Origin of the sequence: Microbacterium meiriae (genome assembly GCF_040686935.1) — a bacterium.
Classification (GTDB): Bacteria; Actinomycetota; Actinomycetes; order Actinomycetales; family Microbacteriaceae; genus Microbacterium; species Microbacterium meiriae.
Genome location: NZ_JBFBMF010000004.1, coordinates 353,724 through 372,928, shown reverse-complemented (window position 1 = coordinate 372,928; position 19,205 = coordinate 353,724). Strand labels below are relative to the sequence as shown.

The 19,205-nt window shown below is 71.6% G+C and carries 17 protein-coding genes; 10 read left to right on the top strand and 7 right to left on the bottom strand.

What is annotated here, in order from left to right:
- Position 1 precedes the first annotated feature (1 nt).
- Positions 2 to 1,144, top strand: coding sequence for an MFS transporter (locus tag AB0P08_RS15070; RefSeq protein WP_363590387.1), 1,143 nt, complete (start codon positions 2 to 4; stop codon positions 1,142 to 1,144).
- Between the two features lie 122 nt (positions 1,145 to 1,266).
- On the top strand, positions 1,267 to 1,635 hold the full coding sequence (locus AB0P08_RS15065; protein ID WP_363590386.1) for a hypothetical protein: 369 nt from the start codon (positions 1,267 to 1,269) through the stop codon (positions 1,633 to 1,635).
- A gap of 8 nt (positions 1,636 to 1,643) precedes the next feature.
- Here the strand turns inward: AB0P08_RS15065 and AB0P08_RS15060 are convergent, their stop codons facing one another.
- Positions 1,644 to 2,546, bottom strand: coding sequence for an ROK family protein (locus tag AB0P08_RS15060; protein WP_363590385.1), 903 nt, complete (start codon positions 2,544 to 2,546; stop codon positions 1,644 to 1,646).
- On the bottom strand, positions 2,543 to 3,103 hold the full coding sequence (gene pyrE / locus AB0P08_RS15055; protein ID WP_363590384.1) for an orotate phosphoribosyltransferase: 561 nt from the start codon (positions 3,101 to 3,103) through the stop codon (positions 2,543 to 2,545). Before pyrE ends, AB0P08_RS15060 begins: the two co-directional genes overlap by 4 nt.
- 37 nt (positions 3,104 to 3,140) lie before the next feature.
- Between pyrE and AB0P08_RS15050 the strand changes: the two genes are divergently transcribed.
- Positions 3,141 to 3,986, top strand: a complete 846-nt coding sequence (locus tag AB0P08_RS15050) for an exodeoxyribonuclease III (RefSeq protein WP_363590383.1) — start codon at positions 3,141 to 3,143, stop codon at positions 3,984 to 3,986.
- A gap of 46 nt (positions 3,987 to 4,032) precedes the next feature.
- Complete coding sequence (locus AB0P08_RS15045; RefSeq protein ID WP_363590382.1) at positions 4,033 to 4,866, top strand: Cof-type HAD-IIB family hydrolase; 834 nt, start codon at positions 4,033 to 4,035, stop codon at positions 4,864 to 4,866.
- Positions 4,867 to 5,000: 134 nt separating this feature from the next.
- Here the strand turns inward: AB0P08_RS15045 and AB0P08_RS15040 are convergent, their stop codons facing one another.
- Genes AB0P08_RS15040 through AB0P08_RS15025 form a run of 4 tightly spaced genes read right to left on the bottom strand, consistent with a single transcriptional unit; the run spans position 5,001 to position 9,129 of the window.
- Positions 5,001 to 5,195 (bottom strand): hypothetical protein, encoded by a 195-nt coding sequence (locus AB0P08_RS15040; protein ID WP_280619853.1) that lies wholly within the window; start codon positions 5,193 to 5,195, stop codon positions 5,001 to 5,003.
- A gap of 25 nt (positions 5,196 to 5,220) precedes the next feature.
- Positions 5,221 to 5,859 carry a hypothetical protein gene (locus tag AB0P08_RS15035; RefSeq protein WP_363590381.1) on the bottom strand — a complete coding sequence of 213 codons (639 nt, stop codon included), beginning with the start codon at positions 5,857 to 5,859 and terminating at the stop codon, positions 5,221 to 5,223.
- Positions 5,856 to 7,085: an MFS transporter gene (locus AB0P08_RS15030; RefSeq protein WP_363590380.1), complete on the bottom strand. Its 1,230-nt coding sequence runs from the start codon at positions 7,083 to 7,085 to the stop codon at positions 5,856 to 5,858. Before AB0P08_RS15030 ends, AB0P08_RS15035 begins: the two co-directional genes overlap by 4 nt.
- 31 nt (positions 7,086 to 7,116) lie before the next feature.
- Complete coding sequence (locus AB0P08_RS15025; RefSeq protein ID WP_363590379.1) at positions 7,117 to 9,129, bottom strand: carboxypeptidase regulatory-like domain-containing protein; 2,013 nt, start codon at positions 9,127 to 9,129, stop codon at positions 7,117 to 7,119.
- Between the two features lie 191 nt (positions 9,130 to 9,320).
- Here AB0P08_RS15025 and AB0P08_RS15020 point away from each other — a divergent pair, with 191 nt between their 5' ends.
- The 5 genes from AB0P08_RS15020 (at position 9,321) to AB0P08_RS15000 (ending at position 14,550) form a co-directional block, all read left to right on the top strand.
- Positions 9,321 to 10,574 (top strand): sensor histidine kinase, encoded by a 1,254-nt coding sequence (locus AB0P08_RS15020; protein WP_259953838.1) that lies wholly within the window; start codon positions 9,321 to 9,323, stop codon positions 10,572 to 10,574.
- Complete coding sequence (locus AB0P08_RS15015; protein ID WP_363590378.1) at positions 10,571 to 11,260, top strand: response regulator; 690 nt, start codon at positions 10,571 to 10,573, stop codon at positions 11,258 to 11,260. The genes AB0P08_RS15020 and AB0P08_RS15015 overlap by 4 nt, the downstream gene beginning before the upstream one ends.
- Positions 11,261 to 11,298: 38 nt before the next feature.
- On the top strand, positions 11,299 to 12,480 hold the full coding sequence (locus AB0P08_RS15010) for a benzoate/H(+) symporter BenE family transporter (RefSeq protein ID WP_363590377.1): 1,182 nt from the start codon (positions 11,299 to 11,301) through the stop codon (positions 12,478 to 12,480).
- Positions 12,481 to 12,586: 106 nt separating this feature from the next.
- Positions 12,587 to 13,471: an ABC transporter ATP-binding protein gene (locus tag AB0P08_RS15005; RefSeq protein WP_187664243.1), complete on the top strand. Its 885-nt coding sequence runs from the start codon at positions 12,587 to 12,589 to the stop codon at positions 13,469 to 13,471.
- Complete coding sequence (locus AB0P08_RS15000) at positions 13,468 to 14,550, top strand: ABC transporter permease (RefSeq protein ID WP_363590376.1); 1,083 nt, start codon at positions 13,468 to 13,470, stop codon at positions 14,548 to 14,550. The genes AB0P08_RS15005 and AB0P08_RS15000 overlap by 4 nt, the downstream gene beginning before the upstream one ends.
- Before the next feature lie 85 nt (positions 14,551 to 14,635).
- On the opposite strand, the gene AB0P08_RS14995 is transcribed toward AB0P08_RS15000, so the two are convergent.
- Positions 14,636 to 18,154: a bifunctional proline dehydrogenase/L-glutamate gamma-semialdehyde dehydrogenase gene (locus AB0P08_RS14995; protein ID WP_363590375.1), complete on the bottom strand. Its 3,519-nt coding sequence runs from the start codon at positions 18,152 to 18,154 to the stop codon at positions 14,636 to 14,638.
- A gap of 138 nt (positions 18,155 to 18,292) precedes the next feature.
- Here AB0P08_RS14995 and AB0P08_RS14990 point away from each other — a divergent pair, with 138 nt between their 5' ends.
- A complete protein-coding gene (locus AB0P08_RS14990; protein ID WP_315636519.1) occupies positions 18,293 to 19,201 on the top strand; it encodes a LysR family transcriptional regulator in 909 nt (302 codons plus the stop codon).
- Positions 19,202 to 19,205: the final 4 nt, after the last annotated feature.

The window sequence follows — 19,205 nt, the reverse complement described above, 5'->3', positions numbered from 1 at the left end:
GATGAGCGCGAGCCGACTCCGCGTCGGGCTGTTCACGGCGTTCGGCGGCCTCGGCGTGACCGCGGCGTTCGTCCCGGCCGTCCTTCCGTCCGCAGAGCACGCGACGGACGCCGACCTGAGTGCCGCCGTGCCCGTCCTCTTCGCGGGACTCCTCGTGGGCGTGCTGCTGTCGGGTCCGCTCCTGGTGCGCCGACCGCCCCGGACGACGCTCGTGCTGGGCAGCCTCCTGCAGGCGGTCGCCATCGTCGGTGTCGCCCTCGCGACGGATCCGGGCGTCTTCATCGCGGCCGCCGCGCTCGCGGGGCTCGGGTTCGGTCTCGTCGAGGCCGCGGGCTCCGTGGCAGCCAAGGCCGCCAGCACGGGGAGCGCGACCGGGGTGCTGAGCGCCCTGATGGGCACGGTCGCCGTGTGCGCCGCCGTCACACCGCTCGTGGTGGCGCTCGGGGCCGGCGCCCGTCCGGCCCTGGCGCTGCTCGCGACCGTACCCCTGGCGACCGTCGCGGTGCTCGCCGGCGCCACCACTCTCGCCCGTTCGACCGAGGCCCCGGCGCGACGGGACGCACGCTCCCTGCTCGTCCTCCTCCCCTTCGCGCTGGCTCTGCCGCTCTACGTCGGCGTGGAGACCGTCCTGTCGGGCTGGTCGGCCGTGATCCCGGAGCGGGCGCTCGCGATCGAGCCCGCCACCGCCGCCCTCGGCACCTCCGCCTTCTGGGCGCTGATGGCCGTCGGCCGCTTCGGCGCCGCCGCTCTCCGACGCGCGGCGGTTCCGCCGCTCGCCCTGCTGGCGACCGCGACGGGGGCTGCCGCCGTCCTCCTGGTGCTCGCCGGCGTGCTCCTCGGCGAGCAGCCGGTGGCGGCGCTGCTCATCCTGGCCGTGGTGGTGGTCCTGCTGGCCCCGAGCTACGGCCTCATCCTCGGACTCGCGCTCGACCGACTCGATCCGGCCCGCAGCGCCGCCGTCACCGGGGCGCTCGTGGCCTGCGGCGCGGTCGGCGGCACGTTCGTCCCGACGCTCGTCCTGCTGATCGGGCGCGACCCGGCGTCGAGCGTCACGTTCCTCGTGTCCGCCGTGTTGTGCGCGGTCATCCCCGTGCTGATGCTCGTGGCGTCACGCTCGGGGCGCGCCGTCCCGGCACTGCGGTGACGCACTCTTCCTCCCCCATCGAGCCTGCACGCGACCTCTTCACAGATGCCGGAATTCCGACCGGCGCCCGCACGGCGACCACGTATCGTCGAAGCCACACCCGCACCGAGGAAGGGAGCACCGTGTCCGCGGACACCCTCACGATCATCGTCAGCGCGATCGGCGTCGTGCTCACCCTCGGCGCGAGCCTGTTCGCGGCAGGGGCGTGGATGATCCGTCGCATCGACGAGCGTCTCGGCACCGTCGACCACCGGCTCTCCGCGCGCATCGGCTCCGTCGAAGAGAAGCTCGGCGCCCGCATCGACACCGTCGAAGAGAAGCTCGGCGCCCGCATCGACACCGTCGAAGAGAAGCTCGGCGCCCGCATCGACACCGTCGAGGAGAAGCTCGGCGCCCGCATCGATGCGGTGGCGGCGGACGTCACGGACCTGAAGATCGCCGTCGCCCGGCTCGAAGGGCCCCCGCGACACCTGCTCGTGTCAGGGGGCTGACACTCCCGTCAGCGCAGGACGAGGGCGGCGGCGCCGATCAGCGGCCCCTCGTCGCCCAGGCCCGAGCGGACGACGCGGGTGCGACGGGAGTACTCGTGCACGGCGCTGGCGGTGAGAGCCTGCTGGACGAGGTCGATGTAGTCCGCCGACACCCGCGAGAAGCCGCCGCCGATGGCGACGACATCGAGGTCGACGAGGGTGGCGGCATCGGCCAGCGCCTCCCCGACGGCGCGGGCCGAGCGCTCGATCGCCGCACGGGCGACGGCGACACCGGCTGCGGCATCCCGAGCCAGGTCCTCCCCGGTCGCGCCCGACCAGCCCTGCTCCCGCGCCCAGGCGGCACTGGCAGGTCCGGAGGCGATCTCCTCGAGAGTGAGCCCGCCCTCGCGGCGCACCTGGCCGAGGTGCCCGGCGTTGCCGCTCGCCCCGGGCACATACGCACCGCCGACGACGAAACCGCCGCCGACGCCGGTGGACACCACGATCGACAACGAGGCTCCCGCCTGCTGCGTCGCCCCCAGCCACGACTCCGCGAGCGCGAGCGCGCCGCCGTCGTGGCCCAGGACCGCCGGGACCTCCCGGCCGAGTGCGGTCGAGGCCGCACGGGCGACCGCGTCGACGAGGCCGAAACCCCGCGCGAGGGGCATGTTCACCGGCAGGATCTCACCGCGGGTCCGATCCACGGGACCCGCGCTGCCGATCCCGGCGCCGACGAGCTCCGCGTCGGCGGGAAGGGCCGCGAGCGCATGCCGCACGATCGCGTCGACCGCCGCCGTCAACGACACCGACGTCGCCTCACGGCCGGTGGGCTGCCGGCTGCGGCTGCCGGGGACGAGCGCGCCGTCGTCGGCGACGAGGGCGGCCTCCATCTTCGTGCCGCCCACATCGACGGCCAGCGCGTAGCGGGTCACTGCGGGTCGAGCCCGAGGTCGTCGAGGTCGAAGGCCGCGCGCCACTCCAGACCCTCGGCCTCGATGGCGGCCTGCGCGCCGGTCTTGCGGTCGACGATCACCGCGACGGCGGCGACCTCCGCGCCTTCCTTGCGGAGCGCCTCGACCGCCTTGAGCGCGGACTGCCCGGTGGTCGAGGTGTCCTCCAGCACGACCACGCGCTTGCCCTTCACGTCGGCGCCCTCGATCTGGCGACCGCGGCCGTGGTCCTTCGGCTCCTTCCGCACGACGAACGCGTCGAGCGGACGGTCGGTGCCGACCGAGGCATGCAGGACGGCGTTCGCGATCGGGTCGGCGCCGAGCGTCAGACCGCCGACGGCGACGACGTCGAGATCGGCGATCAGGTCGAGCATGATGCGGCCGATCGCCGGGGCGGCGCGGTGGTCGAGGGTGAGCTTGCGCATGTCGACGTAGTACGTCGCCTTCTTGCCGCTGGAGAGGGTGAAATCGCCGTGGAACACCGCCTCGTCCGTGATGAGGGCGAGGAGGGTCCGGCGGTCTGCGTCGAGTGCGGTCACGGCATCCAGTGTAGGAGGCACACCCTAGGCTGGACGCATGCGCTTGGCCACCTGGAACGTCAACTCCATCCGCACCCGCGTCACCCGCACCGTCGAGTTCGCCGTCCGTGAAGACATCGACGTGCTCGCGATGCAGGAGGTGAAGTGCAAGCCGGAGCAGTTCCCGTATGCACCGTTCGAGGAGGCCGGCTACCACGTCGAGGTGCACGGCCTGAATCAGTGGAACGGCGTCGCGATCGCGAGCCGGCTGCCCGTGACCGACGTGCGCACCGCCTTCGACGGCATGCCCGGGTTCGCGAAGGGCCACGAGGGCCCGGATGCCCCGCAGGAGGCGCGCGCCCTGGGCGTCATGGTCGACGGCGTGCGCGTCTGGAGCCTGTACGTGCCCAACGGCCGCTCGCTCGACGACCCGCACTACGCCTACAAGCTGCACTGGCTCGAGCAACTCAGGCGGTCCACCGCGGCCGAGCTGTCGGCGAACCCCGACCTTCCGCTCGCCCTCGTCGGTGACTTCAACATCATCCCGTTCGACCATGACAACGGGGATCCCGACATCGTGGTCGGCCGCTCCACCCACGTCTCCCCCGCCGAGCGCGACGCGTTCTTCGCGCTGACCGACGCGGGCGTGACCGACGTCGTGCGCCCGCTGCTCCCCGAGGGCTACACCTACTGGGACTACCAGCGGTTGAAGTTCCCGCGCAACGAGGGCATCCGCATCGACTTCATCCTCGGCTCGAAGACGTTCGCCGATGCCGTCACCGGCGCGTCGATCCACCGCAATGAGCGCAAGGGTGAGCAGCCCAGCGATCACGTGCCCGTGGTGGTCGATGTGGACTTCGGCGGCGACGACGCCGACGACGACCTGCCGATGATCTTCTCCTGACCCTTCGACAGGCTCAGGCCCTTCGACAGGCTCAGGGACCCCTCCCGTGCGGCTGATCGCGACCGACCTCGACGGCACGCTGCTCGACAGCTCATCCGCGGTGTCGCCGCGCACCCGTGCGGCGCTCGATGCCGCGCGGGACGCCGGTGTCGCGGTGGTGCCGGTCACCGCCCGCCAGCCCATCGGCCTTCGCGTGATCGCCGCCGACGCCGGATTCGACGGGTGGGCGCTGTGCGGCAACGGCGCGTACGCGACGCATCTCACCGAGGGCCGCATGCTGTTCGCCGAGGAACTGCCGCCCGCGACCCTTCGCACTCTCGCCGACGCGCTGCGCGCCAGCGTTCCCGGCCTGCTCTTCGCGAGCGTCCGGGAGGGCGGCGAGACGTTCATCGCACAGCACGGCTACGCGGCGATCGCGCAGCTGTCCGACCACAAGCGCGACCCCGCGACGATGGGCGGCGTCCCGCTGGACGAGGTGCTGGCCGCGCCGACGCTCAAACTCGTGGTCCGGCACCCCGAGCTCGCGCCCGCCGCACTCTTCGAGACCCTGCGGTCCCTCGGGCTCACCGGCTTCGAGGCCACGCTGTCCGGCGCCCCGTTCGTCGAGGTCATGGCGCAGGGCGTCACGAAGGCCACGGGACTCGCGCGCCTCTGCACGCACCTCGGCATCGATCGCTCCGACGTCGTGGCGTTCGGAGACGCCCTCAACGATGTCGAGATGCTCCGCTGGGCCGGTCACGGCGTGGCGATGGCGCACGCGGAACCCGTCGTGCAGGAGGCCGCCGACGAGACCACCGCGACCAACGACGAGGACGGCGTGGCCCGCGTGATCGAGCGCCTGCTCGGCTATCGGGCTATCGCCTCTCGGGCGAATACCTGACAAATCGATTCACCCGACACATCGATATTGCGGGCGGAGCATGCGGGTGGTCGTACCCGTCGCGTTCGCCACCGGCTGCACGTTCACCGTCCCCTCCAAGGTTCGAGAACCACCACGTCAGCGTTGTGCCACCGCTACCGCAGAAGTGCGCCGACGAGAGTGAAGATGCCAAAGCCGATGAAGAGTATCCCGACGATGAGCATCCTCATCGGCGTCCTCCCGGGCGGCATCGCATCATCAGCTAACGGCTCCCCGTACATCCTCTCCACGCCGTGATGGAAGATCTGGGAAACAGACCTGCGGAAGAGCATCAGGGCAAGCCCGATCACGATCAGTGTCGGTCCAATCACTGACTCAGCAGACACGTGCAGTCCCGGGAGCGAAGCTCATAGGTGGTGCCATCGGAGAACTGCTACCCCGCACACGCCGTGCGGCAGCATCCTCCGCTTCATCCCGCGATGGACTGAAGTCAACGAAGGTCTCGTCACAGAACGGTTCGCGAAGCTCGGACCAGTCGGAGCCCGAGAACCGTCCTGCCCCAGGCAGGAAGACCGCTTCTCCGTCGACGCTACGAACGTGAAGTACACCGTCGTCGTCCACCTCCCAACGCGCATCGCCAGCATCTCCCTCGCTGGCGTCAGCGACACAAAGCCGGGCGTCAGCAGACGTTTCGATGTGCCCTAATGAGATTCCCGACAGTTGGGCAGTTCCGTCCGCGTAGAGCTCGATGGTTGTGTTGGCGGCATCCGGGACGTCTGGGTCCTTCGATCGCTGCCAGCTGATCGGGAACTCGAACTGATCGCCGGGCCCCGGTGTCTTCGTGAGAGCAGGAATGACCAAGACCGCGCATATCACCACGAGGAAGATGGCCACCCCCGCCCCCACTACTCCCCACAGCACGGTTTTATTCACTTGCACGCGATCTCTCCACAGTGCTTCAGAATGAAGTTGTAGTACTGAGTACTGGATCGTATTGCACTCGGGGCTCTTCATGTCGCTTCATACTTCCGACCTTCGCCGTCGTGTCCGTTCGCCCGGTTCTGGTCCGGCCGCGCGTCGACGCGCGGCAGTCGGAGACCGAGGAGCGCCACGGCCCCGGCTCCCGCCGTGAGCACCGCGATGACGCCGATTCCGACCGCCGGCACCGTCGCCGTCGCCACGGCCCCGGCGACCAACGGGCCACCCGCGTCGCCCAGCTCCCGGCCCAGTTCCGCACTGCCCATCGTGCGTCCCATGCGTTCCGCGGGCGTCGATGCCGCCAAGTGCGAGAACGCCACCGGCGTCGCCAGGCCCACCCCGGCGCCGACCAGCACGCCCGTGACGCACAGCACGATCGGCGTCCCCCACAGCGCGGTGAGCCCGATGCCGAGGCCGATCAGGAGCAGTCCGCCGACCGCCCCGAGACGGACGGAGAGCCGACCGCGGTCATGCGCCGCGCCGGCGAACGGCTGCATGATGCTCGACACGATCGCCAGCACTGTGACGATCGCCATGCTGCCCACCGTGCCGAGCCCGGCCTGTCGCCCGAGCAGCGGGAGGAACCCCACGGCCACGGCGAGCGCACCGGTGGTGGCCGCCAGCACGAGGGTCGGGACGAGGAACCCCGGGGCGAGGAGCTCCCGTCCGAGGTCGACGAGGGTCACCCGCTTCCGGGGCAGCACCGGCACGGCGGGGACGGCGAGGAGCACCCATCCGGCTGCCGCGAGTCCGAGCACGGCGAGGGCCCAGAACAGTGCAGGGATCCCTCCCACGACCACGAGCACCGCGCCGAGCAGCGGGCCGAGGGCGTAGCCGAGACTCTTCCAGGAGCCGTAGCGCCCGAAGTACCGGCCACGCGACGCCCCGTCCGTCAACCGCGCCACCGCAGCGGACGAGGCCGGCGAGAACGCGGAGGCCGCGGCTCCCTGGCCGAAGCGCGCGATCACGAGACCGACCATGCCGGGGGCCAGAGCTCCGACGACCGAGAACGCGGCGAAGACCAGCAGCCCGCCGACGATCACCGGCCGCACGCCGACCCGGTCGCTGAGGGCGCCGAAGAGCGGTTTCAGCAACACCTCGGCGAGGTCGTACAGCGCGAGCGTGAAACCGAACGCCAGCAGCGTCCAACCGATGTCCTCGGTCTCGGCGCCGAGGGCCGCGGCGATGCCGTGCGCGCCGAACGCGGTGGTGAACCCGGCGAGGTAGAGCGGTGCCAGGCGCGGGCGCGGCGAGGAGGTCACACCTGATCCTGGCAGACCTCCGCCCGCCTTCTCAGCCGTGCCGCCGACGGCGTCGGAGCAGCACTCCTCCCGCAAGGAGGAGTGCGGCGGCCATGACCACGGCGAACGACGGGAGCTCGCCTCCGGTGGCAGCGAGGTCGTCCTGGCCCTGGGGTGGCGTCACCGCTCCGCCCGAGGCACCGGCCACGACCGCCAACGCCGCGCTCGCCACCACATCCCCCTGCCGATTCAGCGCGACCACCGTGTGACTTCCCGCAGGGAACCCCGCCGGAATGCGGAAATCATCCGAGAACGCGCCATCGATCCCCGCCACCAGCTCTCCGAGTTCGGTCGGCTGCGAGCGGAGCTCCAGCATGACGGCCTCTCCGGGCGCGAATCCGGACCCTGAGATCTTCAGCGCTTCCCCGGCGAGGATCGAGTCCTGAGAGAGGGCCAGCGCGGGAGGCGATTGCGGTGCCGTGCACTCCGAGGACAACACCACATCCCGTCCCGACAGGACCGCGCCGGACTCCAGACGGAAGGTGTCCGCCCCGAGGAGAGATTCCGCACCGCCGAGGTAGGCGGTGCAGAAGCCTGGCATCTCCACCCGCAGCGTATAGACCCCCGCGGGCAGCGAGCCGCCCGAGGTCTCGGGGGCGGCTCCCCCACCCAAGACGAATGCCCCTTCCGTGTCGAGTGCGGCAACCTCCTGCCATCCGGACGCTGTCCAGAGCAGTGCCGTGACAGTCGCCCCGGAGACCTCGGCGCCGCCCACGGTCGACACCGTGCCGCCGATCGCGCCACCCGGGAGGAGGTCGAAGTCCACTCCCGCGCGGTCGCCGCCCGCCGTGAGCACGACGGGGGTCGCCTGAGCCCTGGTCGCGACTCCGTCGAAGAACTGCGGAGCGAACCTCGAGTCGTACACGTTCGCCGTGGCACGCACCACGTACGTGCCGGCGGGGACAGCAAGGCGGTAGGAGCCGTCCTGCTGCGTATAAGCCATGCCCACGAGGATCTCCCCGCGGTACGCCTCCACGATCGCGTCATCGGAGAGCGCGCCGGACGTCCGCACCACACCCGTGATCATCCCGCTCGATTCAAGCGTCGCGTCGATGTCCTCGACGATCTGTCCCTGGGCCACGGCGATCGTCGTCGCGTCCTCTTCCCGCCGCGCGTTCTCCCAGTACTCGGAGATGCCCCGTCCACCGTCGGGAACGAACGCGACGACGTACTGCCCGGGCGGGACGGTGAGGGCGTAGGACCCGTCCGACGCGACATCCGCCTGCAGCGTGAACCCTGTCGCCGCGTCGCTGGCGGTCACCGATCCGGGTACGGGCGAACCATCGGCGGCCAACGTCATCGTCCCCTGGATGACGCCGAGTTCGGCGAGGAAAGCATCCACTCCCTCGGCGCTCTGTCCCGCGGTGACACGGACGGCGCTCGCCCTGCTCTCGTCGTAGGCGTCCTTCCAGAACTCGGCGGAGAGGGCCGGGTCCGCGGGTTCGAACCGGACGCGGTAGTCACCCTCGGGGAGACCGGCGACCCGGTAGGTACCGTCCGCGTCCGTCGACGCGAACATCGACATGGAGTAATCCGCGGAATCCACCCGTACGGTCACGCCTTCGAGCGGAGAGCCGTCCGCCTGCCGCATCACCGTGCCGGCGATCGCCCCGCCGAGCGCGAGGGTCGCGTCCACCCCGACGAGGGAATCTCCTTCGACCACGGGGAGACGCTGCGCGGCCTCGCGCGTCGGCGCACCATCCCAGAACTCGGAGACGAACTCCGTGCCGGTAGCGTCGAACGCCACGACGTACTCCCCCGCCGGGAGGTCAGGCACCAGGTACGATCCGGCGGCATCCGTCGTCGTGGACTCGACGACCGAGAAGTCGTCGGTCGACACCGAGACGGTGACGCCCGCGAGAGGCGAACCGTCCGCCTCCGCCGTCACCGTCCCCGCCAGGGACCCCCCTGACGCGGCACCGGCTGCGGTTGCGCCGCCCAGTGCGAGTGCGAGGGCCGCGGCCCCACCCATGATCGACCGAATGAACGCGCGTCGTCGCGCCATGTCCCCACCCTCCGGAGGAGGCCGGCGCAGCCCGGTGCTGTCGCGGTCGACCTCGAGCTCTGCCGATCCCGCGGCAACGCCTTCTCCGAAGGTAGACGATCGACGCATCGGAAAGGAATAGGCAGATCACAGGCGACGGTCTCCGTCGCACGGGGGATGCCGCGCGACAGCCCCCGCCCTACGGTGGAGGGATGGCCTTCACCCGGACGCCGACCCTGCGCGACCAGCGCGGCGACCTCCTCCTCGCGCTCGTCCTCTTCGTCGGCGCGATCCTCAGCGCTGCGCTCTCCTCCATCGCCCAGGTCTACGGCGACGAGCAGGCTCCGCTGTGGACCGCGCTCGTCTACGCCGTCGTCGTGGCGGCGCCGCTCGGGTTCCGCCGACGCTGGCCCGGCACCGTGGCCGTCGTGGTGTCGCTGGCCTACTTCACGGCTGTGACGATCCGGGTACCGGAGATCTACGTCGGCAATATCGCGATGTTCATCGCGCTCTACACGGTCGGCGCCTGGATGAACGATCGCCGGAAGGCCCTCGTCGTCCGCGTCGCCATCATCGTCGGCATGTTCGTGTGGCTCCTCATCACCATGTACCGCGACGCCATCAGCGAGGCCGACAAGGCGGACGTCGTCGCCGGGGCCATGTCGCCCTACGTGGCGTTCATGCTCATCCAAATCCTCCTCAACGCCCTGTACTTCGGCGGTGCCTATTACTTCGGCGAGCGCTCCTGGGCGGCAGCCGAGCAGCGCACCGTGCTGGAGGAGCGCACCCGCGAACTGGAGCGCGAGCGCGAGGTCACCGCGGCGCAGGCGGTGGCCCTCGACCGGGTGCGGATAGCCAGGGAGCTGCACGACGTCGTCGCCCACCACGTGTCGGTGATGGGCGTGCAGGCGGGCGCCGCGCGCCTCGTGCTCGAGAGCGATCCCGCCCAGTCGGCGCGCATCCTCTCCGGGATCGAGTCCTCCGCGCGGGACGCGATCCAGGAGCTGCGCCAGCTGCTGGAGACGCTGCGCACTCCCGGCGGCGACACGACCGAGTCAGCGTCGACCGTCTCCCTCGACGACATCGCGGCGCTCGCGCAGGCATCGACCGAGGCGGGTCTCCCCACCGCGTACACCGTGATCGGCGATCCGGTGCCCGTTCCCTCGCTCGTCGCCGTGAACCTGTACCGGATCGCACAGGAATCGCTGACCAACGCCCGTCGGCACGCCGGACCGGGGGCGACCGCGGACGTGCGCGTGCGCTACGACGACGACGGCGTGGAGGTCGAGGTCGTGAACACCGGCCGCGCCATCGCCCAGCTGCGACCCGGTCTCGGACAGCTCGGGATGCGCGAGCGCGCGGCGGCCTCCGGCGGCACCGTCGAGGTCACTCCGCGCGTCGCCGGGGGTCTGCGGGTCCGGGCGCGGGTGCCGCTCGGCACGGCCGTGCCGGAGGGCGCACGATGACCGCGCCGATCCGGGTGCTCCTCGTCGACGACCACGCCCTCCTCCGCGCGGGATTCCGCACGATCCTCGACACCCAGCCCGACATCGCCGTCGTGGGCGAGGCCTCGACGGGAGCCGAGGCCGTCACGCAGGCCCCCGCGCTGCGCCCCGACGTCATCACGATGGACGTGCAGATGCCCGACATGGACGGGATCGAGGCGACGCGCCGCCTCGTCGCCGACCCGTCGGTGGGCGCCGCGATCGCGATCGTGACGACGTTCGACCGCGACGACTATCTCTATCAGGCGCTCGAAGCCGGCGCGAGCGGATTCCTCCTCAAGAACGCGGGCGCCGAGGATCTCATCTCCGCGGTGCGCGCTCTCGCGGCCGGGGACGGCATGCTGGCGCCCGAGGTGACCCGCCGCGTCCTCACCCGCTTCGCCGGAGCGACCCCGGAAGCCGGCGCCGCTCCCGCCCGCGCGGTGGCGAAAGCGCCCGCGACGGCCGTACTCGCGGAGCCGCTGACCGAGCGGGAGGCCGAGGTGCTGACCCTGCTCGCCGACGCCCGCAGCAACGCCGAGATCGCCCGGGCTCTGTTCATCGGCGAGGCCACAGTGAAGACGCATGTCTCCCGCATCCTCCAGAAGCTCGGCGCCAGGGACCGCGTGCAGGCCGTCGTGCTCGCGCATCGGATAGGGCTGGCCTGACCGGAGGCGGACCGCTCCCCCGCGATACTCTCGGAGCCATGCCCGCCGCCGTCCCCGTAACCCGTCCGATCGTCGCCGGGATCGTCACGGCACTGGTCGGGTTCACGAGCTCCTTCGCGGTGGTGCTCACGGGACTCGACGCCGTCGGTGCGTCGGCGGCGCAGGCGGCCAGCGGACTCCTCGCCGTGAGCCTCGCGATGGGGCTCGCCTGCATCGTGCTGGCCTGGCGCTACCGGATGCCGATCACGGCCGCGTGGTCCACCCCCGGTGCCGCACTGCTCGTGGCGACCGGCAGCGTCGAGGGCGGCTGGCCCGCCGCCGTCGGAGCCTTCCTCGTGACGGCGTCCCTCATCCTCCTCACGGCGCTCTGGCCCGCGCTTGGCGCCCTGATCGCCCGGATCCCGCCGTCGATCGCCCAGGCCATGCTGGCAGGGGTGCTGCTGCCGCTCTGCCTCGCGCCGATCACCGGGGTCGTCGCGAACCCGTGGGGTGTGCTCCCGGTCGTGCTGACCTGGCTGCTCTTCGCGCGACTGACTCCCCGGTGGGCCGTGCCGCTGGCCTTCGCCGCCGCGGCCGCGGTCGTCGCTGTGTCGCTGGTCTCCGCCGGGACCCCCGTCGACCCGGCTGTCCTCCTGCCGCGGTTCGAGCTGACGATGCCGGCCTTCACGGTCGGGGCCCTGGTCGGCATCGCGCTGCCGCTGTTCATCGTGACCATGGCGTCGCAGAACGTGCCGGGTATCGCGATCATGCGCAGCTTCGGCTACGAGGTCCCGTGGCGTCCGGCGATGCTCGTGACCGGTCTCGGCACGGCGCTCGGCGCTCCGGCGGGCGGTCATGCGATCAACCTCGCCGCCATCAGCGCGGCCCTCGCCGCGTCCCCCGACGCCGACCCCGACCCCGCCCGGCGCTGGCTCGCCGGTGTCTCGACCGGAGCGTCCTACCTCGTGCTGGGCGCATTCTCCGCCGCCTTCGCCACCCTCGTGGTCCTCGCCCCGACGGCGGTCATCCCTGCCGTCGCGGGGCTGGCGCTGTTCGGCGCCTTCGGAGCGGCCGTCCAGCAGGCGATCGACGATCCGGGCGAACGCCTCCCCGCAGTGGTCACCTTCCTCGTCGCCGCCTCCGGCATCGCGGTGCTCGGGGTCAGCGCCGCGTTCTGGGCCCTGGTCGCCGGCCTGCTCGTGCGCACGGTGCTGCACGCCGGCCGTCCGCCCCGCGGCTGATCCGCCACGGTCCCCCCTGCGGGGGATGCCCCGCCCCGTCCGTGCTCAATAGCGTGAAGGTCATGCGGATCACCTTCGGACGGAGCACCACGACATGACAACCGGACTGCTGGAACTCTCCGGCATCACCAAGAGCTACGGCAGCCGCCGGGTGCTGGACGACGTGTCGTTCACGGTCGCGCCGGGCCGCCTCACCGGCTTCGTCGGCGGCAACGGCGCCGGCAAGACGACGACCATGCGCATCATCCTCGGCCTGCTGTCGTCGGACGGCGGACGGGTCGACCTCGACGGGGCGCCCCTCACCACCAGCGACCGCCGCCGCTTCGGCTACATGCCCGAGGAGCGCGGCCTGTATCCGAAGATGAAGGTCCTGGAGCAGATCGTCTACCTCGCGCGCCTGCACGGATTCAGCAAGCCGGAGGCGACGGAGCGGGCGACCGCGCTGCTCACGGAGCTCGGGCTCGGCGAGCGCCTCGACGACACGATCGAGTCGCTGTCACTGGGCAACCAGCAGCGCGCGCAGATCGCCGCGTCGCTCGTGCACGACCCCGAGGTGCTGATCCTCGACGAGCCCTTCTCCGGCCTTGACCCCCTCGCGGTTGACGTCGTCGCCGGGGTCCTGCAGGCCAGCGCGGCCCGCGGCGCCTCGATCCTCTTCTCCTCGCACCAGCTCGACGTGGTCGAGCGTCTCTGCGACGACCTCGTCATCCTCGCCGGCGGCACGATCCGGGCCGCCGGATCCCGGGACGGGCTCCGCGCCGAGCACGCCCGCGACCGGTACGAGCTGGTCTCCGCGGGGGACGCCGGGTGGCTGCGCACCGAGCCCGGGGTCACGGTCGTCGACTTCGAGGGCGGCTACGCGCTCTTCGACGCGGACGGCCCCGACACCGCGCAGCGTGTGCTGCAGTCGGCGGTCGCGCGCGGCGACGTCGCGAGCTTCGCACCCAAGCACCCCTCCCTCGCCCAGATCTTCAAGGAGGTCATCCAGTGAACACCTCGACCCCCGCGCGGAACGGTATCTGGCTGGTCGCCGAGCGGGAGATCGGCTCCAAGCTCCGCAGCAAGGCGTTCCTGATCTCGACCGGCATCCTGCTGCTCATCGCCCTCGCCGGCGTGCTGTTCGGCGGCTTCGCGAGCCAGAACAACGACGCCATGCCGGTGGCCGTGACCTCGGAGACCGCGGGCGCCGTGTCCGCCCTGCCCGACGTCGAGGTGACCGAGGTCGCCTCCCGCGCCGAGGCCGAGGAGCTGGTCCGCGAGGGCGACGTCGATGCGGCGGTGCTCGCGGGCGACAACGCCGCGGGCTACACGATCGTCGCCCTGGAGGATGCCCCCGGGTCGCTCGTGTCCGGGCTGTCGCTCTCGCCCGAGGTCGTCATCCTCGAGCCGGTGACCACCAACCCGCTGCTGCGCTACTTCATCGCGATCGCGTTCGGGCTCGTGTTCATGATGGCCGCGGCCACGTTCGGCGGCACCATCGCGCAGAGCGTGGTCGAGGAGAAGCAGACCAGGGTGGTCGAGGTGCTGCTGTCGGCGATCCCCGCGCGCACCCTGCTCGCCGGCAAGGTCATCGGCAACACGGTGCTCGCGATGGGGCAGATCCTCGCCCTCGCGGCCGTCGCCACCATCGGCCTCATCGTGACGGGTCAACGCGAGGTTCTGACCACCCTCGGCGCCCCCATCATCTGGTTCGCGGTGTTCTTCCTCTTCGGGTTCATCCTGCTCGCGGCGATGTTCGCGGCGGCCGCCTCCATGGTCTCCCGCCAGGAGGACATCGGCTCGACGACGACCCCCATCACGATGCTCATCATGGCGCCGTACGTGCTGGTGATCGTGTTCAACGACAACCCGTTGGTGCTGACGATCATGTCGTACGTGCCGTTCTCGGCTCCGGTCGGCATGCCGATGCGTCTCTTCGTCGGTGAGGCGCAGTGGTGGGAGCCGCTGCTGAGCCTCGCGATCCTCCTGGCGAGCTGCGTCGCGGCGATCGTCGTCGGCGCGAAGATCTACGAGAACTCCCTGCTCCGGATGGGCTCGCGGGTGAAGCTCTCCGAGGCTCTGCGCGGCTGACTCCCGAGACCCCGCTTTCGCGCCGAGACCCCCTGCTGCACGCGCGTGCAGCAGGGGGTCTCGACCTGTAGCCGGGGTCTCGGCGTCAGAGGAGGCCCTCCGAGAGCGTGGTGGGGTTGCCGAAGCGGTGGTTGGTGATCGACACGGCCTGCTCGTGCAGGAACGGGAGCATCTCCACCCGGCCCGCTCCGGTCACGGCGTGCGACCACACCGCGACGTCGGGGCTGCCGTCGAGGGCCGTGTGCAGCGCGCCGGCGTCGCCGCCCACGAGCCGCACCCGCTGCCACGACCGGGCCCCCTTCGCGGAGCGCTTGGTCCACGCGGCATCGGACTCGGTCTTCACGCTCACGCCCTGGGCCTTGAGCGCCTTCTCCACGCGGGACGGCAACGACGCGGCCGACACGGTGAACGGACTGCCGCTGCGCAGGGCAGCGGCGAGCACGCGGACCCCCTCGGCGAGCGGCGCGTCGTCGGCGATGCGGACGTCGACGGCCACGGGACGGTACCGGAACACGTTGCGCTCGACGCCGAGTCCGGACTTGTCGCTCACGGCTCCGAACTCGTCGGTCCACGCGCGCTCGTCGGCGGCCGCGGCACGGCGCAGCCACTCGATGCCCGCGGGGTCGAGCTCGGGAGCAGCGGCCTCCAGCAGCCCGGTCACCGCGGGGGTCACCGCCGCCCCCGGAGCCGCGGCGGGCAGCTCGCCCGCACGCCACTCGCCCAGACCGAAGAGGTAGTTCGGACCTCCGGCCTTGGCCCCGGCGCCCACGGCCGAGCGCTTCCAGCCGCCGAAGGGCTGGCGCTGCACGATGGCGCCGGTGATGCCTCGGTTCACGTACAGGTTGCCCGCTTCGACGCGGTCCAGCCAGGTCGCGACCTCGGCGGAGTCCAGCGAGTGCAGCCCCGCGGTGAGGCCGTAGTCGACCGCGTTCTGCAGCCGGATGGCCTCGTCGAGGTCCTTCGCGTGCATGATGCCGAGCACGGGTCCGAAGAACTCGGTGAGGTGGAAGTACGAGCCCTCGCGCACGCCGGTCTTCACCCCCGGTGTCCACTGCTTCCCCTCGTCATCGAGCTTCCGGGGCTCCACGAGCCAGCGCTCACCCTTGTCGAGAGTGGTGAGTGCGGTGAGGAGCTTGCCGTTCGCGGGCTCGATGATCGGCCCCATCTGCGTGGCGGGGTCGTCGGGAAGCCCGACGCGCATCGAGGTGACGGCGTCCACGAGCTGCCGCTCGAAGCGCTTCGAGTCCGCCACCGACCCGACGAGGATCGCCAGCGACGCGGCCGAGCACTTCTGCCCCGCGTGGCCGAACGCGCTGCGGGCGACGTCGGCGGCGGCGAGGTCGAGGTCGGCCGACGGCGTCACGATGATCGCGTTCTTGCCGCTGGTCTCGGCGAGCAGCGGCAGGTCGGCCCGGAAGGAGCGGAAGAGCTGCGCGGTCTCGTAGGCCCCGGTGAGGATGACCCGGTCGACCTGGGGGCTCGCCACCAGGCGGGTGCCGAGGTCGCGGGAGGCGAGGTCGACGAGGGCGAGCAGATCGCGCGGGACGCCCGCGGCCCACAGCGCCTCGACCATCACGGCGCCGCACCGCTGGGTGAGCTTCGCGGGCTTGATGATCACGCCGGATCCGGAGGCGAGGCCGGCCAGCACCCCGCCGGCGGGGATCGCCACGGGGAAGTTCCACGGCGGCGTGACCACGGTCACCTTCGACGGCACGAACTCGGCGCCGGGGATGGCCTCGAGATCCTTCGCGCGCTCGGCGTAGTAGTGCGCGAAGTCGATCGCCTCGCTGACCTCGGGGTCGGCCTCGGCGATCGTCTTGCCTGCTTCGTGCGCCATGATCTCCAGCAGCTCGCCACGGCGGGCGGCGAGCTCGTCGCCCGCGCGGTGCAGGACGGCGGCGCGCTCGGCGGCGGGGAGCGCCGCCCAGGTCTCGGCGGCGGACGTGGCGGCCGCGAACACGGCGTCCAGCTCGGCGTCGGTCTCGATGCGGGCCGCGGCGATCGCGTCCCGGCCGAGCGTCGAGGAGACCGAGCGCTGCAGGATCTCCCGGCCCCAGGCGCGGTTCGCGGCGAGCGCCGGATCGGTGTCGGGCTCGTTCGCGAAGCCGTCCGTCGTGTTCTCGGTACGCGGAGCCGTGCGGTCCTGCGTGCGGTTCGGGCCCGGCACCGACGGGTCGGCGACGAGCGCGGCGAGAGAGCGCTCGAAGCGCTCCCGCTCGCGGGTGAGCAGGGTCGGGTTCGAGGCCAGCTCGAACACGGCCGACATGAAGTTCTCGGGGCTCGCGTTCTCCTCGAGGCGCCGCACGAGGTAGGCGATGGCGACGTCGAACTCCGCCGGGTTCACGACCGGCGTGTAGAGCAGGAGACGGCCGACGTCCTTGCGGACGGCCTCGGCCTGCCCGGTCGCCATGCCGAGCAGCATCTCGTACTCCACGAGGGCACCCTTCTGCCCCTGGGTCCCTGAGGCCGCGCCCCCCTGGGTCCCTGAGCCTGTCGAAGGGCCGGTCACACCACGGGCCTTCGCGAGCAACCACGTGTACGCGATGTCGAAGAGGTTGTGACCGGCGACGCCGATGCGCACGGCGTCGAGCCGCTCGGGCGTCATCGCCCAGTCGAGCACGCGCTTGTAGTTCGTGTCGGAGTCCTGCTTGGTGCCGTAGGTCGCGAGCGGCCAGCCGTGCACCTTCGCGTCGACCTCCTCCATCGCGAGGTTCGCGCCCTTGACGACGCGCACCTTGATCGGCGCTCCGCCCTTGGCGCGGCGCGCGGCCGCCCACTCCTGGAGCCGCTGCATGGCGCCGAGCGCGTCCGGGAGATACGCCTGCAGCACGATGCCCGCCTCGAGGTCCTCCAGGCCCGGCTGGTCGAGGATGCTCGTGAAGGCCGCGATCGTCAGGTCGAGGTCGCGGTACTCCTCCATGTCGAGGTTGATGAACTTCTGCGTCCCGGTGCGGGCCCCCTTCGCCTCGGCCTTCGCCGCGAGCCGGTACAGCGGGGTGAGCTTCTCGACGACGTCGGCGACGGCCTCGTCGAACGACCACATGGAGAGCTGGCTGACGACGCTCGAGACCTTGATCGAGACGTAGTCGACGTCCGGGCGGGCGAGGAAGTCGTACGTGCCCTGCAGTCGGCGGCCCGCCTCGCGCTCGCCGAGCACGGCCTCGCCGAGGAGGTTGAGGTTGAGCCGGTTGCCGGTCTTGCGGAGCTTGGCGATGGCCGGGCCGAGCTTGGACGGCGTGGCGTCGAGCACGAGGTGGCCCACCATGGCCCGCAGCACGCGCCGCGAGATCGGGACGACGACGTTCGGGAGCTTCGGCGCCCAGAACCCGCCGGCCTTGATGGCGGCCCGGAGGTAGCCGGGCAGCAGCGTGGGCGTGATGTCCGACAGCTCGGCGAGCTTGCGGCCGGCGACCCGCAGGTCCTCCGGACGCATGACGCCGTCGACGAAGCCGACGGTGAAGTCCAGTCCGTTCGGGTCCTTGAGCACCTCGGAGAGGCGCTGGGCGGCCGGCTCGACCGGGTGGGTCTCGCTCTCGGCGAGCCAGCGCTGCACGAGCGCGGCGACCTCTTCGGTGCGGGGGGTGGTGTCGTCGATGACGGTCATGGGGCGGGGGTACCTTCCTCGGCCTCGCACACCCGGGTGTCGTGTGCGGCTGGATCATTGTCCAGCCAGCCAGTAGGCTCCGTCTATCAACCGATTCGAGTGGATTCTGTTCACTCATCCCGAACGATCGGAACCGTCGTGCTCGACGTCCACCGCCTGCGTCTGCTCGTGGAACTGTCGCGCCGCGGCACGCTCTCCGCGGTGGCCGACGCGCTGTCCTACAGCAAGGCGTCCGTGTCCCAACAGCTCGCCGCACTGGAGCGTGATGTCGGGGTGCCACTGCTGCGTCGGGTCGGTCGCGGGGTGCAGTTCACGCCGCAGGGGAACGTGCTGGTCGCCGAGGCCATCGGCATCCTCGATCAGCTCGAGCACGCCCAGGTCGCCGTCGCCGAGTCGCTCACCGAGGTGACCGGAACCGTGCGCCTCGCGGTGTTCCAGTCCACCGCGCACTCCCTGCTGCCCCGCGCCCTCGCGGCCCTCGGCGAGCGCCACCCCGCCCTGCGCGTCGAGGTGACCGAGCGCGACCCGGAATCCGGCCTGGTGGGCGTCTCCAGCCGCGACTACGACCTCATCCTCGCCGAGCAGTATCCGGGGCGCACACGCCCCATCCACGCCGACCTCGACCGTGTCGTGCTCGCCCACGACGCCATCGCCCTCGCCCGGCGCCCCGGAGCTGCGGGAGCTGCCGACCCCGTCGCCGCCCTGTGGGCCACCCGCGCGGAGCCGTGGGTGCTCGAGCCTGCCGGCACGGCGTCCCGCGCGTGGGCCGAGCAGCTCTGTCGCACCGCCGGGTTCGAGCCCGACGTGCGCTTCGAGCTCGCCGACCTCACCGCGCACGTCCGGCTCATCCACGCCGGGCTCGCGGTCGGGCTCCTCCCCGAGCTCGTGTGGGCAGGCGACACCCCGACGGTCGACCTCGCCCCGCTCCCGCAGGAACCGCGCCGGGAGATCTTCTCCTCCGCGCGGCGGGTGTCCGCGGACGCCCCCTCGATCCGCGCCGTCCGCGCCGCGCTCGCCGACGCGGCCTCCCGCAACCTCCTGGACTGACGCG

Coding starts and splice junctions, on each gene's coding strand:
- AB0P08_RS15070 (WP_363590387.1), top strand. CDS start 2: ATGAGCGCGAGCCGACTCCGCGTCGGGCTGTTCACGGCGTTCGGCGGC.
- AB0P08_RS15050 (WP_363590383.1), top strand. CDS start 3,141: ATGCGCTTGGCCACCTGGAACGTCAACTCCATCCGCACCCGCGTCACC.
- AB0P08_RS15035 (WP_363590381.1), bottom strand. CDS start 5,859: ATGAAGAGCCCCGAGTGCAATACGATCCAGTACTCAGTACTACAACTT.
- AB0P08_RS15025 (WP_363590379.1), bottom strand. CDS start 9,129: ATGGCGCGACGACGCGCGTTCATTCGGTCGATCATGGGTGGGGCCGCG.
- AB0P08_RS15020 (WP_259953838.1), top strand. CDS start 9,321: ATGGCCTTCACCCGGACGCCGACCCTGCGCGACCAGCGCGGCGACCTC.
- AB0P08_RS15015 (WP_363590378.1), top strand. CDS start 10,571: ATGACCGCGCCGATCCGGGTGCTCCTCGTCGACGACCACGCCCTCCTC.
- AB0P08_RS15010 (WP_363590377.1), top strand. CDS start 11,299: ATGCCCGCCGCCGTCCCCGTAACCCGTCCGATCGTCGCCGGGATCGTC.
- AB0P08_RS14995 (WP_363590375.1), bottom strand. CDS start 18,154: ATGACCGTCATCGACGACACCACCCCCCGCACCGAAGAGGTCGCCGCG.